At 41.9% G+C, this 15,566-nt stretch carries 19 protein-coding genes; 18 read left to right on the top strand and 1 reads right to left on the bottom strand.

All coding sequences use genetic code 11. The features are described 5' to 3' along the window. Nucleotides 1-8: 8 nt before the first annotated feature. From aroH to A361_RS31535, 17 genes are all read left to right on the top strand, one after another. Nucleotides 9-383, top strand: coding sequence for a chorismate mutase (aroH, locus tag A361_RS19440; protein WP_009332745.1), 375 nt, complete (start codon nt 9-11; stop codon nt 381-383). A gap of 86 nt (nt 384-469) precedes the next feature. After that, nucleotides 470-1,570: a histidinol-phosphate transaminase gene (gene hisC, locus A361_RS19435; RefSeq protein ID WP_019380390.1), complete on the top strand. Its 1,101-nt coding sequence runs from the start codon at nt 470-472 to the stop codon at nt 1,568-1,570. Nucleotides 1,571-1,660: 90 nt separating this feature from the next. Next, complete coding sequence (locus A361_RS19430; RefSeq protein WP_009332743.1) at nt 1,661-2,767, top strand: prephenate dehydrogenase; 1,107 nt, start codon at nt 1,661-1,663, stop codon at nt 2,765-2,767. 43 nt (nt 2,768-2,810) lie between these two features. Next, nucleotides 2,811-4,106, top strand: a complete 1,296-nt coding sequence (gene aroA / locus A361_RS19425; RefSeq protein WP_009332742.1) for a 3-phosphoshikimate 1-carboxyvinyltransferase — start codon at nt 2,811-2,813, stop codon at nt 4,104-4,106. A 200-nt stretch (nt 4,107-4,306) separates the two neighbouring features. Then, on the top strand, nt 4,307-5,212 hold the full coding sequence (locus tag A361_RS19420; protein WP_019380391.1) for a hypothetical protein: 906 nt from the start codon (nt 4,307-4,309) through the stop codon (nt 5,210-5,212). Between the two features lie 19 nt (nt 5,213-5,231). Continuing rightward, entirely contained in the window at nt 5,232-6,494 is a 1,263-nt protein-coding gene (locus A361_RS19415) for a tetratricopeptide repeat protein (protein WP_019380392.1), read from the top strand. Nucleotides 6,495-6,582: 88 nt separating this feature from the next. Next, nucleotides 6,583-7,128 carry a ReoY family proteolytic degradation factor gene (locus A361_RS19410; protein ID WP_009332739.1) on the top strand — a complete coding sequence of 182 codons (546 nt, stop codon included), beginning with the start codon at nt 6,583-6,585 and terminating at the stop codon, nt 7,126-7,128. A 124-nt stretch (nt 7,129-7,252) separates the two neighbouring features. Further along, on the top strand, nt 7,253-7,717 hold the full coding sequence (locus A361_RS19405) for a YpiF family protein (RefSeq protein ID WP_019380393.1): 465 nt from the start codon (nt 7,253-7,255) through the stop codon (nt 7,715-7,717). Between the two features lie 149 nt (nt 7,718-7,866). Then, entirely contained in the window at nt 7,867-8,373 is a 507-nt protein-coding gene (locus tag A361_RS19400) for a ubiquinol-cytochrome c reductase iron-sulfur subunit (RefSeq protein WP_009332737.1), read from the top strand. A 3-nt stretch (nt 8,374-8,376) separates the two neighbouring features. Then, complete coding sequence (gene qcrB / locus A361_RS19395) at nt 8,377-9,051, top strand: menaquinol-cytochrome c reductase cytochrome b subunit (protein ID WP_009332736.1); 675 nt, start codon at nt 8,377-8,379, stop codon at nt 9,049-9,051. Between the two features lie 43 nt (nt 9,052-9,094). Beyond that, nucleotides 9,095-9,862: a menaquinol-cytochrome c reductase cytochrome b/c subunit gene (locus A361_RS19390; RefSeq protein ID WP_009332735.1), complete on the top strand. Its 768-nt coding sequence runs from the start codon at nt 9,095-9,097 to the stop codon at nt 9,860-9,862. A 123-nt stretch (nt 9,863-9,985) separates the two neighbouring features. Then, on the top strand, nt 9,986-10,582 hold the full coding sequence (locus A361_RS19385; RefSeq protein ID WP_009332734.1) for a DUF1405 domain-containing protein: 597 nt from the start codon (nt 9,986-9,988) through the stop codon (nt 10,580-10,582). 148 nt (nt 10,583-10,730) lie between these two features. After that, nucleotides 10,731-11,507 carry a sporulation protein YpjB gene (gene ypjB, locus A361_RS19380; RefSeq protein ID WP_009332733.1) on the top strand — a complete coding sequence of 259 codons (777 nt, stop codon included), beginning with the start codon at nt 10,731-10,733 and terminating at the stop codon, nt 11,505-11,507. A gap of 553 nt (nt 11,508-12,060) precedes the next feature. Continuing rightward, nucleotides 12,061-12,741, top strand: coding sequence for a zinc metallopeptidase (locus A361_RS19365; protein WP_019380396.1), 681 nt, complete (start codon nt 12,061-12,063; stop codon nt 12,739-12,741). A 124-nt stretch (nt 12,742-12,865) separates the two neighbouring features. After that, nucleotides 12,866-13,069, top strand: a complete 204-nt coding sequence (locus A361_RS31545) for a transposase (protein WP_369010369.1) — start codon at nt 12,866-12,868, stop codon at nt 13,067-13,069. Nucleotides 13,070-13,136: 67 nt separating this feature from the next. After that, nucleotides 13,137-13,736, top strand: coding sequence for an IS3 family transposase (locus tag A361_RS31540; RefSeq protein ID WP_420480837.1), 600 nt, complete (start codon nt 13,137-13,139; stop codon nt 13,734-13,736). Further along, on the top strand, nt 13,715-14,032 hold the full coding sequence (locus A361_RS31535) for an IS3 family transposase (RefSeq protein WP_167543169.1): 318 nt from the start codon (nt 13,715-13,717) through the stop codon (nt 14,030-14,032). The genes A361_RS31540 and A361_RS31535 overlap by 22 nt, the downstream gene beginning before the upstream one ends. Nucleotides 14,033-14,131: 99 nt before the next feature. Here the strand turns inward: A361_RS31535 and A361_RS19350 are convergent, their stop codons facing one another. Further along, nucleotides 14,132-15,004: a YitT family protein gene (locus tag A361_RS19350; RefSeq protein WP_019380451.1), complete on the bottom strand. Its 873-nt coding sequence runs from the start codon at nt 15,002-15,004 to the stop codon at nt 14,132-14,134. A gap of 218 nt (nt 15,005-15,222) precedes the next feature. On the opposite strand from A361_RS19350, the gene A361_RS19345 reads away from it, so the two are divergent. Continuing rightward, a complete protein-coding gene (locus A361_RS19345) occupies nt 15,223-15,555 on the top strand; it encodes a nucleotide pyrophosphohydrolase (protein ID WP_019380450.1) in 333 nt (110 codons plus the stop codon). The last annotated feature ends 11 nt before the right edge of the window (nt 15,556-15,566 follow it).

Genomic DNA, 15,566 nt, shown 5'->3' with positions numbered 1-15,566 from the left:
TGCTGCAAGTGATTCGAGGGGTGAGGGGAGCCGTCACCGTAGATAAGAATAGTGAATCTGAGATATTAGAGGCAACTGAGATGCTGATCAGACAAATGATTCAGGAGAATAAGATTAATTCTGAGGATGTTGCTTCTGTTTTCATATCCGTTACGGAAGAATTAACAGCAGCCTTTCCCGCAAAGGCAATGCGTTCAATAGAGGGCTGGACCTATGTTCCTGTCATGTGCATGAGGGAAATACCTGTTGAAGGATCACTTCGTAATTGTATTAGGGTAATGATGCATGTGAATATAGATGTCCCTCAGGAGAATATCTGCCATATATATTTGCGTGAAGCCATCCAGCTCCGGCCAGATCTAAAGACCACAGACTCTCCTTAATGGAGAGTTTTGTGATAATATAGGAGCAGATCAAATAACGCTTTAATACGATAATAAGTAAAAGTGATAAAAAGAGGTGGATTTGAATGAAATGGAAGGAACAGCTGTTGGATTTAACTCCTTACCAGCCGGGAAAATCAATTGATCAAGTAAAAAAGGAATACGGTCTGGATAAAATAGTTAAGCTTGCTTCAAATGAAAATCCGTTTGGATGCTCTGAAAAAGTTCTTTTTACTATGAATCAGTCGACATCATTTTTTGCGCTGTATCCCGATGGCTATGCTTCTGAACTGCGGACTGCTCTGGCTGGACACTTAAGCATACAGGAAGATCAGCTGATTTTTGGAAACGGATCGGATGAAATAATTCAAATGATTTCCAGAGCTTTATTAAGCCCGGAAACAAATACTGTAATGGCTGCGCCAACATTCCCTCAATATAGGCATAATGCTGTAGTAGAAGGGGCCGAGATCAGGGAAATTCCATTAGTTGATGGGGGACATGATCTTGATGGAATGCTGGCTGCAATTGATGAAAATACAGCTGTAGTATGGGTTTGCAGTCCAAACAATCCGACAGGAAACTATGTTAATGAATCTTCATTGCTTTCCTTTCTGCAAAAGGTGCCTCGTGATGTATTGATAGTCCTTGATGAAGCTTATTATGAATATGTTATTGCTGAGGATTACTACAATGCATTGGATTTGATCCGGAAATTCGAAAATTTGATTGTCCTTCGTACATTTTCGAAAATTTATGGCTTAGCAAGCCTTCGGGTAGGCTATGGAATTGCAGATCCTCAAACTATCAAAGCTCTTGAGCCGGTTAGGGAGCCGTTCAATGTAAACAAGTTTGCTCAGGCTGCAGCAGCTGCAGCCATAGGGGATCAGAACTTTATCGAAGAGTGCAGACAGAAAAATCGGGAAGGGCTGGAACAATTCTATGCTTTCTGTGAAGCACATGGACTGGAATACTACCCTTCACAGGGAAATTTCATTTTAATCAACTTTAATGCAGATTCAAATGAAGTGTTTCAATTTTTGCTTGAAAAAGGGTATATCGTCCGCTCCGGCAAAGCACTTGGCTTCCAGGGATATGTCCGTGTCACAGTAGGTTCCAAGGAACAGAATGATGGTGTGCTTGCCGCCATGGATCAATACCTTGCAAAGCAGGCTGCAGCATTGTAGGCAATATGGGTTCTTAGTATTAATACTTTTTGATATCCATTCAGAGGCATATAGATGCCTCTGAATTATTTTTAATAAGGCGGTGAGAGGATGAGAGGGAAAATCTTTATTATCGGCCTTGGTTTGATCGGCGGCTCTTTGGCATTATCGATAAAAAGAAGCCATAGTGAAAGCATGATCATCGGCTTTGATGTAAATAAAGAGCAGGGACGCCTTGCTGAAATGCTTGGGGTCGCAGATGGAATTTCTTCTACAATTGAGGATGGAGCAAGGGACGCCGATTTAATTTTAATAGCTGCACCTGTGCAGGAGACACAAAAAATTATACATATATTAAAAGAGTGTGAATTAAAAAACACGGTCATCATCTCGGATGCAGGCAGCACTAAAAAGGAAATTGTCAGCTGCGCTAAGGTACTGAAGGAAAAAGGAATTACGTTTATCGGAGGCCACCCAATGGCTGGCTCTCATAAGAGCGGTGTTACTGCAGCAAAAGCATTGCTTTTTGAAAATGCCTTTTATCTGCTCACTCCTGAAGAGCACGTTTCCACGGCAGAGGTTGAAAGGTTAAAAGAATGGCTCACAGGGACGAAAGCAAAATTTCTAACCTTATCGCCTGAAGAACATGATTATATAACTGGTATTGTGAGCCATTTTCCGCACATGGTGGCTGCTTCTCTAGTGCATCAGGCAGAAAAAACAAGCCGTTCACAAAAGCTGATTCCAAGACTGGCTGCCGGCGGATTCAGGGATATTACCAGGATTGCCTCCAGCAGCCCTGCAATGTGGAGAGATATCCTGCTTCAGAATAAAGAAGTGCTTCTTAAGTTAATGGAGGATTGGCAGGAGGAAATGGAGAATGTTAAATCAATCCTCAGGCAAGAAAACAGTGAGGGCATTTTTGAGTATTTCCTCCGTGCAAAATTGTTCAGGGATGAACTGCCGCAAAAAGAAAAAGGCGCAATTCCGGCATTTTATGATCTCTTCGTCGATGTGCCGGACTACCCAGGTGTCATTTCAGAAATAACTGGATATTTAGCTAAGGAAGAAATCAGCATTACGAATATCAGAATTCTGGAAACAAGAGAAGAAATTTATGGAGTTTTGGTTATCAGCTTTCAAACTGAAGAGGACCGGGAACGGGCCATTAATTGCTTAGAACAATATACAAGCTATGAAACAACCATCGGTCTATAGTTCAGCAGGGAAGACCTTTATAAACCAGCAAAGGGTGATTAATATGATTCCGGCAAATTTAAGGACAAATCTTAAGGGATTAAGCGGAGAAATTGCGGTACCAGGTGATAAATCCATATCTCATCGATCTGTGATGTTTGGATCAATTGCAAAGGGAAAGACTGTTGTAACCAATTTCCTGCTTGGTGAGGACTGCTTAAGTACGATAGCCTGCTTTAGAAAGCTGGGTGTATCTATTGAACAGGAAGGCAATAAAGTCACAATTATGGGGAAGGGGATGGATGGATTACATGAACCCGAAGCTATTCTGGATGTTGGCAATTCCGGTACAACCATTCGCCTTATGATGGGAATCCTGGCTGGCCGTCCATTCCATTCAGTCCTTGTCGGGGATGAATCAATTGCAAAAAGGCCAATGACAAGAGTTACCGCACCGCTTAGTTTATTTGGGGCGAAGATTTATGGCAGGAAGAATGGTGAATTTACCCCTTTATCAGTAATTGGCGGACCGTTGGCCGGGGCAGCATACGAGCTTCCTGTAGCGAGCGCACAGGTAAAATCCTCGCTGCTCTTTGCCGGCCTGCAGGCCAGTGGGGAAACAGTCATTATTGAACCTATGAAGACGCGTGATCATACCGAAAGAATGATTAAGCAATTTGGCGGGGAAGTTGCAGCAGATGGGCATACCATTCGGATTAAAGGCGGTCAAACGCTAACAGGGACGGAAATCCATGTTCCAGGCGATATATCTTCTGCTGCCTTCTTCCTGGCTGCAGGAGCCATTGTGCCTAACAGTGAGATTAAACTGAAAAACGTCGGGCTCAATCCTACAAGAACCGGCATCATTGAGGTATTGCAGCAGATGGGTGCAAATATTAGCATTGAGCCATATGAAAATGGCTTAGCCGAGCCCGCAGGAGATATTACCATTAGAACATCCACTCTTAAAGGAACCGTTATCGAAGGGGCGCTCATTCCCCGGCTTATCGATGAAATTCCTATTATAGCCCTGCTCGCAACACAGGCAGAGGGAGAAACAGTTATCAAGGATGCAGAAGAACTTAAAGTCAAGGAAACGAATCGCATTGATACGGTTGTCAAGGAACTGTCAAAGCTTGGAGCCGATATTACTGCTACGGAAGATGGAATGGTGATCAAAGGGAGGTCATCCCTTTCTGGAGGTACTGTTTCAAGCCATGGGGACCATCGAATCGGCATGATGCTTGCAGTTGCCGCTGCCATTTCAAAGGGGGAAGTTCAGCTTCAACAGAAAGAAGCTATTTCTGTATCCTATCCGTCGTTTTTTGAGCATTTTGAAAGCCTGATTTCGGAGACGTAAGAAAAGCTGTAAGCGCCTTGCACGCCCCGGCACATCGAGGAGGCAGGCTGCTTGCGCTGATAGATATCAAACTTCGGAATTTTGGACATTCTTGTCATTTAAAAAAGAGCTGATTTCCTGCAGCTCTTTTTCTATTGAATCAGTCATATTTGCGAGAAAAATTCATAGCTTGTCATAAGACCGTTTTAGAGGGTGGTTTTATGACTTATATTATTGAGAATGCAAATATTTTAAAGGAAGACAAGCTGATAAAAACATCACTGCTGATCAAGAATAATGAGATTTCACTGATGCAGGCAGAAATGAAAAGGTTTCAGTTTGCCAGAATGGATGCCGCTGCATTTATTATGGCTGCAGGATTTGTGGTTCTGGATACATCTATACCGCTGGAAAAGCCTTTTATTGAACTCAAAGAGTATTATATAAGGGAGTTCCTATTAAAAGGCTGTACAGCCTTCCTAACAGCCGCACCTGTAAAGCATGAATATTCCATGAAGAGTGACCTGAAATGCTTTAAGGCAAGTTTGTTAAGCAGTCCAATCGATTATATTATTGGTGTTAAGATTCCTGTCCGTCTCCTCACACCTTCATTTATTAGAAGATGCAAGAGGGAAAGGGTTCCTGTTGTTTTTGTTGAAATACAGGATGCAAAGGAGCTTGAAGCTGTACCATGGGGGTGGCTGCGGGAAGCCATGTTTCCTTATAATTGCCCGCTTTCCCCAATCTTTGCAAGCAGGAATGAAAAGGAGAAAAGCAGAATTAATACATTATGGAAAAAAATGATGCAGGAGCAGAAAATCCCTTCCATGCCAAATGAGCTGAATGAACACGAACCGCTATCCCGGTCAGTCCTTTCCAAAGCAGGAATTTACCCGTTAAAAGGAAATATCCATCAGGGTGGTGAAATCAGCTATAATTTATATGAAAAACCTGCAGAAGGTCTTACCGTTGAAGAATCACAGCTGTTTCATTATCATAGAGATAAACTTGCTGTTTCTGTACTGAGGGGGAAAGTGATACGAGCCGGGCAAGAAGTGGTTTTCCGTTCAGGGTCAGGCGAGCATGTTAATATCAGTACGCCAGCTTACTTTAAAATAGCCGATTAGCATTCGAAAGGAATTTAGTATGGATAAAGTAAATAAAATCATTACTCTTTTAGAAAACGGTCATCACGAAGAAGCATTGGAGAGCTATCAGCTAATACTGCTGGATGGTTCACATGAAGAAAGGTTCCTGCTGGCAGAAGAACTGTTCCAGTATGGGTTCCTTGAAGAATCAAAAGCATTATATGAACGTCTTCTGGAAGCATATCCGGAAGAAGGGGAACTGCTCGTTCTGTTAGCTGAAACACATATTGATCTGGGAAATGAAGAGGAAGCCATCCTCGTCCTTGAAAGAATAAATGAGCATGATCCAAGCTTTCCGCAGTCGCTTCTTCTATTAGCAGACCTTTATCAAATGGATGGTCTATTCGAAGTCAGCGAACAAAAGCTGCTGAAAGCAAAAGAAATATTACCTGAAGAAGTAATTGTAGATTTTGCTTTGGGAGAACTTTATGCAGAGCAGGGAAGATTCCTGGAAGCAAAGTGGATTTACGAAAATGTTCTCGGTAAAGAGGAAGTCATTGCGGGGATAAATGTAAATCAGAGAATGGCGGATATTCTCAGCGCAGGAGGAGCATTTGAAGAAGCCCTTCCATATTACGAAAAAGCGCTTGCTGATAAACTGGAGATTAATACCCTATTCAGCTATGCTTTTACAGCGCTGCAAGCGGGCTTTAACCGTACAGCAATTGAAAAGTTGACAGAACTGAAGGATCTGGACCCCGAGTATCATTCACTGTATTTATATCTTGCCCAGGCATATGAGAGGGAGGAAGAGGCTGGAAAAGGCCTTGAAGCGGTAAAGGAAGGCATTAAATTGGACGAATTTAATAAAGAACTATTTTTCTATGGCGGTAAGCTTGCCCTGAAAAATGGCAATGAAAAAGAAGCTGAAGATATGTTCAGACAGGCTCTTGCACTGGATCCCGAATATGTCCAGGCAGCCATTTATTTAAATAGACTGCTTCTGCAGCACGAAAGATATGAAGATGTAATCGAGATCACTGATATTTTGAACGAGCTTGAAGAGCCGCAGCTTATATGGGATTCAGCTGTTGCCTTTCAGCATACTGAAGAATATTCAGAGGCATTAAACAAATACCAGCTTGCATATACTTTCTTTAAACAGCAGCCTGATTTTCTTTCAGATTACGGATATTTTTTAGCAGAGGAAGGAAAAAGGGAAGAGGCTGCCGAAATTTTTAATACATTAATCAAACTGGAGCCAGGCAATGAAGAGTACCTCGATGTTCTGGAAAGACTTACTGATGATTTTCTTGATTAAATAAGGAAGCTGTTTTTTTAGCGTAGGGTGCCCTTATTGTAATTTCAGTTAGGCCAAATTTGTCTGTAAGCAGAGGAGGGAATCAAAAATGGCGACCCCTGTATCTGTCAACGAGAAGAAAGATTTTATCCGCTGGTTTTTAAACCATTATCAGCTCAAAAGAAGAGAATGCGTATGGATTCTCAATTATTTGATGAGCCATGACCAGCTTATGGAGAAGGTGCATTTTGTGGAACAGGCACAGTATTGTCCAAGAGGCCTGATCATGTCCGCCCACTGTGTGGATGAAGTTCCTTTCCGTTTTTATAAAGAGAATGTAATGACTACAGATGCGGAGAAGTCCTTCCATGATATCCGCTTAAACAGGGATGAAGAGATTTACATTCAGCTTAATTTCCATGCTTCCAACAAGGCCCATCAGTATGCAGCTGTCATGGAGGAAAATCCCTTTATGCCTAAAACACTTCAGATTAATGAAAAGGACCGGCTGATCGCGGAAAGGTTCCTGACAGAAAGCCTGGAGAAGTTCAGAAGAGAAAAACTTCTTGAGCTGATTGATGAAGCACTGGATAAGCAGGATAAAAAAGCTTTTAACATTTTGACTCAGCAGCTGAATAAATTAGAAACAACCTAAGCCTTGCTTTTATAAAAGCAGGGCTCTTATTTTTGTCTGCGCCCTATAGCGTAATCTGATTTGAAGCACTCTAAGCATTAATGATATATTAAGGGAGGCAAATATATGTAATGGAGTGAATGATATGAAATGGGTATCACAGGATATCGAAATGTTCCTTAAAGAAAAGCAATATGTAGACACTGCAGTTCTGCCGCTCCTTCCAGTATCATTTGGTGATGATATTAAACAGTCTGTAGCCATGACAGAATTTATATCGCTTCTAAGTGTCCAGCTTGAACGGCAATTCAGAGGACGTCTGATCATGCTTCCTGGCTATGCCTATCTGAAATCAGCAGGGGAAGAAAGCCTGCTCAGCGGCTTGAGTGAATGGGAAGCAGAATTGAAGGCACAGGGATTTAAGCACATATTCCTTCTAACTTCAGATAGCATGTGGAAATCCCTTGAAGACCGCTTGGAAGGAGGTTTGATTTGGCTGCCATCCCTGCCTCTTGAGCATATGGATGAAAACTATCGAAATTCCATTCTGGATGACCAGGTGAAGCAGCTGTTGAATTTATTCGTGCAAAAGTGGCAAAATGGTGAATAGTGTGAATGTTAAGCCGCCCTATTTACATGTTTCGCCAAAGGATTATATTGACCTTACATAAAGATTGATATATCATTGTTATGTCCTAGTTTTATATTGTGTTGAATTTTGTCCGTTGGACTTAACTTCATAATAGAGGGGGGAAAAGTATGAGCAAAAATCGAGTTTCTAGACGTCAATTCCTAAACTATACACTTACTGGTGTAGGCGGTTTCATGGCAGCTGGCATGCTGATGCCGATGGTCCGTTTTGCGGTCGATCCTGTATTGCAGGCAGCTGGTGAGAGTGATTTTATCCCAACAAAGCAAAAAGTGGCTGAAATTACTGAAACGCCAACAAGGGTTGATTACACATTTGAACAGCAGGATGCTTGGTACACATCCGAAGTTACCGGCACTGCTTGGGTTTATAAGGATGAAAAAGGTGAAATTGTAGCATTGTCTCCAGTATGTAAGCATTTAGGGTGCGTAGTCGACTGGAATACTGACAAATCAAACCCTGATCATTTCTACTGCCCTTGCCATGGCGGCCTTTATACAAAGGATGGGACAAACGTTCCAGGTACACCGCCGGTTGCAGCGCTGGATGTATTTCCTTACACAGAAAAAGACGGCTTTTTGTATTTAGGCAAGGCTGAACCGCGAAAGGAGGCGTAATAATTGTTAAACAAAATTTATGATTGGGTAGATGAACGTTTAGATATTACGCCGATCTGGCGGGATATTGCTGACCACGAAGTTCCAGAGCATGTAAACCCTGCACATCATTTCTCTGCATTCGTTTACTGTTTTGGCGGTCTGACGTTTTTTGTAACTGTAATTCAGATTTTATCCGGTATGTTCCTGACAATGTATTATGTTCCGGATATTAAAAATGCATGGGAATCCGTGTATTATCTTCAGAACCATGTTGCATTTGGACAGATTGTCCGCGGAATGCACCACTGGGGAGCAAGTTTGGTAATCGTAATGATGTTCCTACATACGTTACGTGTTTTCTTCCAGGGAGCTTATAAGAAGCCCCGTGAATTAAACTGGATTGTCGGAGTGCTCATTTTCTTCATTATGCTTGCACTTGGACTGACAGGTTACTTATTGCCTTGGGATATGAAAGCCCTTTTCGCTACAAAAGTAACAATCCAGATCGTAGAATCAACTCCGCTGATTGGAGAATATCTGAAAATACTTATTGCCGGACATTCTGATATTGTCGGCGCTCAGACGATCACCCGATTCTTTGCCATCCATGTATTCTTCTTACCGGCTGCACTATTCGGGTTAATGGCTGCCCACTTTATTATGATTCGTAAACAGGGTATTTCAGGACCGTTGTAAGAAATAATTTTTTGATCATTGCAAAAGGAGGGGAAATCGCCCAATGCATCGTGGTAAAGGTATGAAATTCGTAGGTGACTCTCGTGTTCCTGCAGAACGCAAACCGAATATCCCGAAAGACTATTCGGAATATCCAGGAAAAACAGAAGCATTCTGGCCAAACTTCCTGTTAAAGGAATGGATGGTAGGGGCTGTATTCCTTATCGGTTTCCTATGCTTGACAATTGCGCATGAGCCGCCATTAGAAAAAATTGCTGATCCTAGTGATACAGCTTATATCCCGCTGCCAGACTGGTACTTCCTGTTCTTGTACCAGCTTCTGAAATACAGCTATGCTTCAGGACCTTATAATGCAATCGGTGCTTTCATTATACCGGGTCTTGCATTTGGAGCTTTGCTGCTTGCGCCATTCATTGACCGCGGACCTGAACGCCGCCCATCCAAGCGTCCTTTAGCAACTGGCTTCATGCTATTGGCTCTTGCCGGCATCACTTTCCTGACTTGGGAGTCTGTTGCACACCATGACTGGGAAGCTGCTGCACAGCAAGGTAAGATTGTAGCTGAAGTAGAATTTGATAAAGAGGACGAAGGCTACAAGATTTTTGAAGCGAACGGCTGTATTTCCTGCCATGGAGGAGATCTTCAGGGTGGAGCAGGTTCACCCGCACTTGTTGATACTGGATTAACACCTGAAGAAGTTGCTGACATTGCTAAAAACGGTAAAGGCGCCATGCCTCCGGGAATGTTCAAAGGCACTGATGAAGAACTTCAAAAGCTTGCTGAGTTTATTTCTGGCCTTGAAAGCAAATAATTTGTAAAGAAGCTGGCACTGCCAGCTTCTTTTTTATGCACAAAAATTGTTCGGTTTTTTTTACAGGCATTTGGTGTGGTAAAATAATGAAATAATCGTGTACATAGAGAAGGAGAACAAAATATGAAATGGATCTATCCTTTATTAGGCAGCAGAGCTATGCTGATACTGCTACTGGTCATTAACACGGCAGGCACAATTTATGGGTATGTATGGTATAAGTGGCAGCTTGTCGATACACCGCCGATTTTTTTGCCTTTCGTACCGGACAGTCCTACAGCGAGCCTGTTTTTTATGTTTGTGCTTATCGCCTTTCTATTGGGCAAAAATTGGCCGCTGTTTGAAGCGCTAGCTATTGTAACCCTTATTAAATACGGAATATGGGCTGTGGTTATGAATTTGCTCGTTTTTCAGGTGACAGGTGAATTGGATCCTGTAGCGCTCATGCTGATCTTCTCGCATGGTGCAATGGCAGTCCAGGGTGTTTTGTATGCACCATTCTACCGTTTTAAACTATGGCATCTAGTTTTAACAGCAATTTGGACTCTTCATAATGATGTAATTGATTATGTCTTTTTCATGCTGCCGCGCTACCCTATTTTAAATCTTTACACACCGCAAATTGGCTACTTTACATTTTGGCTCAGTATTTTTTCCTTAGGAACCGCTTATTACTTCGTCTTAAGAAAGAATCGGTTTAGTCTGGATATAGTGAAATAGTGCTCCGATTGTCCTAATCCAAACCATTGAGTGATTTGGTTCCTCGTTTGTTTGAAAGAAATATCCTGGCTGGCTGAATTAATTTCTGGTCTAACCTTGTCCCTCTTTTCATATTTATCTAATAGTAATTTGAGGGGGGACAAGTTTAATGAGGCGAAAAGTAATCGCATTCTTATTCATTATTATGTTATTGCCTGGAATGGTGTCTGCGGATAAGACAACACAAATAGATAAATTAGATCAATTATCTAATGAAGCCTTACAGATGGTTAAGCTTCATAGGTATGAGGATGCCAAGAAGCTTTTGGAGTATTTTTCCGAGCAATTTGTTGCTGTGAATGGCAAGGAAAGGCCATTTACAATGGACGAACTCCGGATTATTACAGTCTCTCATGATGATGCTGTACAAGCTGCTGTCAATACATCAATGAGCCATGAAGAACGGCTGAATCATGCAACAAAGTTCCGCCTGGTTATGGATGCAATCTCCTCAAAGTATCAGCCTTTGTGGACCGAAATGGAGAAGCCGATTATGACTGTATTTGGAGAAGTTAAGGAAGCGGCATACAGAGGCAATAACGAGAACTTTCATTCACATTTGAATTCCTTTTTGTCTTTATATGAGGTTATTTATCCCAGTTTAAAAATTGATGTTGATGCCGAAAAGGTACAAAAACTGAACGCACGCATTAATTTTATCGATCATTATCGGCCGCAGGTGCTTTCTCAGCAGGCAAGTCAGCAGGAGCTGGCGGCATTGGAAAATGATCTGCAGACAATCTTTGATGAAATGACAGAAGATGAAACGGACCCATCCCTTTGGTGGGTAATCATTTCAACCGGGAGTATTATCATCATTACATTATCTTACGTAGGCTGGAGAAAATATAAGGGAGACAGGGCAAGACAAAAAAACAGATCGTGATAAGAAAAGAGGAAGCGCCTTGCCCACAAAGGAACGCAGACTAAGAACGCCACGTCTTCCTAAAAGCTTCGCTTTCGGTCGTGCGATGTTTTTGCTGACGAAGCCTACATTGTCCTGTGTGCCTCAAGCACAAGACGAGCCTCATGAAAAGGTGTTCTTTGCCTTTTTGGGGGGAGTCCCCGAAATGTGGAGTCCCTAGGAGCCGCAACTAGACAAACCGAAAAGTGGAGGCGACTGCCCAGGGACGACAGGCATAAGATGGTTCCTGTAAGAAGGTGTTTTTCCTTCTGGAAGGAAACGGCTTATGACCCCGAGTCCCTAGGAGCCGTAACTAGACAAGCTTGTGACCTCCAGGTGGTAGGTGCTGTAGCTAGACAGTCCTCGAAGTTCAAAAATTTCTACACCCTTATTTTTGAACAAAAAGAATAATTGAGCGTCTTTTCCGTTTTGCAATAAAGGAAAATGGGAAAAAGATAATTAGAACTACTCATATGCTGGAGAGAAAAGCCAGCGGTTAAAATTCAACATGATCAGCTTGATGGGGGGTAACAAAATGGGAGGATATCTCATTTATTTTGCAATAATTATTCTTGTTCCGCTCTGGGCACAAATGAAAGTTAAGGGAGCTTACAGCAAATATTCAAAAATTCCTTCATCCACACAAATGAGAGGTGCTGAAGTAGCCAGAAGAATCCTGGATGAAAATGGCCTATATAACGTTGGCGTGGAAGAGACCAGGGGACATTTAACGGATCATTATGATCCGCGTTCTAAAACTGTCAGGCTATCAGCAACAAATTATCACGGCCATTCAGTGGCAGCAGCTGCCATTGCGGCCCATGAGGTTGGCCATGCAATTCAGGATAATCAGGATTACGCTTTTCTGCGTTTTCGCCATGCGCTTGTGCCTGTTGCAAATCTTGGTTCAAACTTCTCCTGGATTCTGATCATGATCGGTTTTTTTGCAGGATTGAGCGGAATGGTGCTGCTGGGAATTATCTTTATGGCAGCTGCAGTGGTATTCCAGGTTATCACTCTTCCTGTGGAGTTCAATGCTTCTAATCGTGCAATGGATCAGGTAGTGTCCCTCGGAATTATCAGAAACGATGAAGAACGGGAAACAAAAAAAGTTTTGAATGCAGCTGCATTGACATATGTGGCGGCAGCAGCTGTTGCTGTGCTGGAATTGCTGCGTTTAATCCTTATTTACACAGGTATGACAAGATCCGAGTAAGAAAAGCTGCTAGATAGTTATCTTAAAAAAGCCGGCTAGTGTTAATGTCCCCTTTAAGTAGACATTCAAAAAAACCTTCATGTTACCATGGAGGAAAGAATGCTACTTGGAGGGGATTTTTTCTATGGCAAAGAAAGGACAAACTTTTAATAGCTATTCGGAGGAGTTTAAACATAATGCCGTCATGAGATACGTGAATGGGTCTAAGAGCTATAAAGTGTTGTCAGAAGAATTGGGAATTCGTCACTGCAGCCAGCTTAAAGTGTGGGTTAAGAAATGGAAAGATGGAGTACCATTTGATGAGCGTAAGGAGTCTCTAACCCTTTAAAAGGCAGGCCTAGGACTAAATTTAAATCGGTTGAAGAGGAAAGAGATTATTTAAAAGCACAGGTTGAATTTCTAAAAAAGAAGTATCCAAATCTGGTAAAGGAGGAGGAAACATACCCAGAAGAATAAAATATGAACTGGTTGATGAGTTAAGGGGGACCTATCCGGTCTCCTGGCTGCTGGAGATTGCCTATATCAAACCGGCTAGCTATTACAAATGGAAAAAAACGAATGTTAAACGGGAAGAGAAGGCTAAGGATGAACAAGTCATCCGTGAGCACATTTTGGGGATCCATTTCATGCATCCTGAATTTGGCCGGCCTCGTATTACAGATGAATTAAATGAAAACGGGTATTTAATTAACCACAAGAAGGTCTGCAGGCTGATGATGGAAATGGACATACAATCAGTCATCCGAAAGAAGAGAAAATGGCACGGTCGTAGTCCTTCTATCCTCTTCCCTAATCGCCTTAAAAGGAATTTCAGGGCTGCAGGACCTAATCAAAAGATGGATATAACATATGTGTCTGTTGGAGAAGAATTTTATTATGTATCGGTCATACAGGATCTCTTTAATAACGAAATAGTAAGTTGGGAGCTATCTAAGAGAAATGATCTGGAACTTGTGTTAAATACAGTAGAAAAATGGACAAGAAAAAAGACGTAGCTGAAGCCGTTCTCCATTCAGATCAAGGTTTCCAGTATACGTCAAAGCTATACAGCAGCCGATTAGAGGATTATGGCATCAAGGGCAGCCACTCTCGAAAAGGAAACTGCCTGGACAATGCCAGTGTAGAATCGTTCTTCTCACACCTCAAAACCGAGAAGCTGTATATAAATAAGTGTAAGTCAGAAGAAGAACTAGAACAAGCTCTTGAGAATTACCTCTACCATTACAAACGAAGACAAAAGAAACTAAAGATACGCGCGCCGATTGAATATCGACACGCGCTCACTGCTTAGCTTTTTATGTTGTCTACTTGACAGGGGCAAGACCACTAGCTGGCTTTTTCTTTTTGCTGAAAAAAGAGATGCCATTATGGCATCTCCTGGATCTATTCTTTAGCGTTCAACCGGCTTTTTATTTTCATCCAGAGTAAAGCCTTCCCCCAGTACGTCATGGACAGCTGTAACCGATACAAATGCATGCGGATCAACAGCTGTGATGACATTTTTCAAACGAACAATTTCATTGCGGCCAACTACACAATAGAGCACTTCCCGTTCTATCTTAGTGAAGGAGCCGTGGCCTTTTAACACGGTGACACCCCGGTCCATTTCTTTCATGATTTTATCGGCAATCGCTTCATTTTGTTCTGAAATGATCATCGCTCCCCTTGCTGCATAGGCGCCTTCTTGCATAAAATCAATTACTTTGGCACCGATAAAAACAGCAACAAGAGTATACATGGCCTCCCTGTAATCCAAGTATGTAATTAAAGAAAGTGCTATAACAAAAAAGTCAAAAATGAACATCGTTTTTCCCATGCTTACCCCTGCGTACTTATGGGTAAGCCTCGCGATTATATCCACTCCGCCTGTTGTGCCCCCATACCTGAAAATGGTCCCAAGTCCAATCCCGATGAAGACTCCGGCGAATAGAGAAGCAAGAGTTAAATCCTCTTTTAGAGGCATTTCGATCTGGTACCGCTGAAAAATCCACAAGAAAATGGACACAGCGACCGTTCCGATAATCGTGTAAACAAAAACATTCCTGCCAAGAAGTTTCCACCCTATAAAGAAAAGGGGTATATTCAGCAGCAAGTTTGTATAAGAAGGATCCCACTTGAACAGGAAATATAAGAGCAGTGTTATCCCGGTGAATCCGCCTTCAGCCAAATTATTCTGCATATTAAAATGAACAAGGCCCCACGAAAAAATGGCCGCACCAAGCAAAATGAAAAAAATATTCTTAAATTTTACTCCAAAATGCATATTATCCCTCCACTGCCTGAATATCACAATACCAAAGCGTATCTAATTATATAAGATACAGAATATAAGAGCAATGACCTTTCCGGGACAAGATGGCAGAGGGGAATCAAATAAGCTCGATGATAAAAAATATTTGTAAAATAGCCGATCTTTAGCTTAACATGAAAAGTGGTAATCTCCGTATATAGATACACCTATAAAAAGCAGAGGTGAAATAAATGCAACCAGCAAAATCAATGAAAGATATGCAAACAGAAGTAGACACATACATAAGCCAATTTAAAGAAGGTTATTTCAGTCCATTGGCCATGCTTGCAAGAATGACTGAAGAACTTGGGGAACTATCCAGGGAAGTAAACCATTACTATGGTGAAAAACCCAAAAAATCCACCGAGGAAGAAAAAGCGATCGAAGAAGAGCTTGGAGATATGCTTTTTGTTCTAATATGCTTTGCTAATTCCTTAAATATTGACTTGGAAGAAGCGCACGATCGTGTCATGAAAAAATTCAGCACACGTGATAAAGACAGATGGACAAGAATTGAAGAATAGAAGGAGAGAAA

This window comes from Cytobacillus oceanisediminis 2691 (genome assembly GCF_000294775.2).
Lineage (GTDB): Bacteria > Bacillota > Bacilli > Bacillales > Cytobacillaceae > Cytobacillus > Cytobacillus pseudoceanisediminis.
The sequence above is the reverse complement of the archived record's forward strand: the minus strand, read 5'-3'. Positions and strand labels throughout refer to the sequence as shown.

Bases quoted from the DNA above. Each gene is read 5' to 3' on its own strand.
- A361_RS19420 (WP_019380391.1), top strand. From the start codon at position 4,307: ATGACTTATATTATTGAGAATGCAAATATTTTAAAGGAAGACAAGCTG.
- hisC (WP_019380390.1), top strand. From the start codon at position 470: ATGAAATGGAAGGAACAGCTGTTGGATTTAACTCCTTACCAGCCGGGA.
- A361_RS31535 (WP_167543169.1), top strand. From the start codon at position 13,715: ATGGACAAGAAAAAAGACGTAGCTGAAGCCGTTCTCCATTCAGATCAA.
- A361_RS19415 (WP_019380392.1), top strand. From the start codon at position 5,232: ATGGATAAAGTAAATAAAATCATTACTCTTTTAGAAAACGGTCATCAC.
- A361_RS19350 (WP_019380451.1), bottom strand. From the start codon at position 15,004: ATGCATTTTGGAGTAAAATTTAAGAATATTTTTTTCATTTTGCTTGGT.
- aroA (WP_009332742.1), top strand. From the start codon at position 2,811: ATGATTCCGGCAAATTTAAGGACAAATCTTAAGGGATTAAGCGGAGAA.
- ypjB (WP_009332733.1), top strand. From the start codon at position 10,731: ATGAGGCGAAAAGTAATCGCATTCTTATTCATTATTATGTTATTGCCT.
- A361_RS19345 (WP_019380450.1), top strand. From the start codon at position 15,223: ATGCAACCAGCAAAATCAATGAAAGATATGCAAACAGAAGTAGACACA.
- A361_RS19430 (WP_009332743.1), top strand. From the start codon at position 1,661: ATGAGAGGGAAAATCTTTATTATCGGCCTTGGTTTGATCGGCGGCTCT.
- A361_RS31545 (WP_369010369.1), top strand. From the start codon at position 12,866: ATGGCAAAGAAAGGACAAACTTTTAATAGCTATTCGGAGGAGTTTAAA.
- A361_RS19385 (WP_009332734.1), top strand. From the start codon at position 9,986: ATGAAATGGATCTATCCTTTATTAGGCAGCAGAGCTATGCTGATACTG.
- A361_RS19405 (WP_019380393.1), top strand. From the start codon at position 7,253: ATGAAATGGGTATCACAGGATATCGAAATGTTCCTTAAAGAAAAGCAA.
- A361_RS19365 (WP_019380396.1), top strand. From the start codon at position 12,061: ATGGGAGGATATCTCATTTATTTTGCAATAATTATTCTTGTTCCGCTC.
- A361_RS19390 (WP_009332735.1), top strand. From the start codon at position 9,095: ATGCATCGTGGTAAAGGTATGAAATTCGTAGGTGACTCTCGTGTTCCT.
- A361_RS19410 (WP_009332739.1), top strand. From the start codon at position 6,583: ATGGCGACCCCTGTATCTGTCAACGAGAAGAAAGATTTTATCCGCTGG.
- A361_RS19400 (WP_009332737.1), top strand. From the start codon at position 7,867: ATGAGCAAAAATCGAGTTTCTAGACGTCAATTCCTAAACTATACACTT.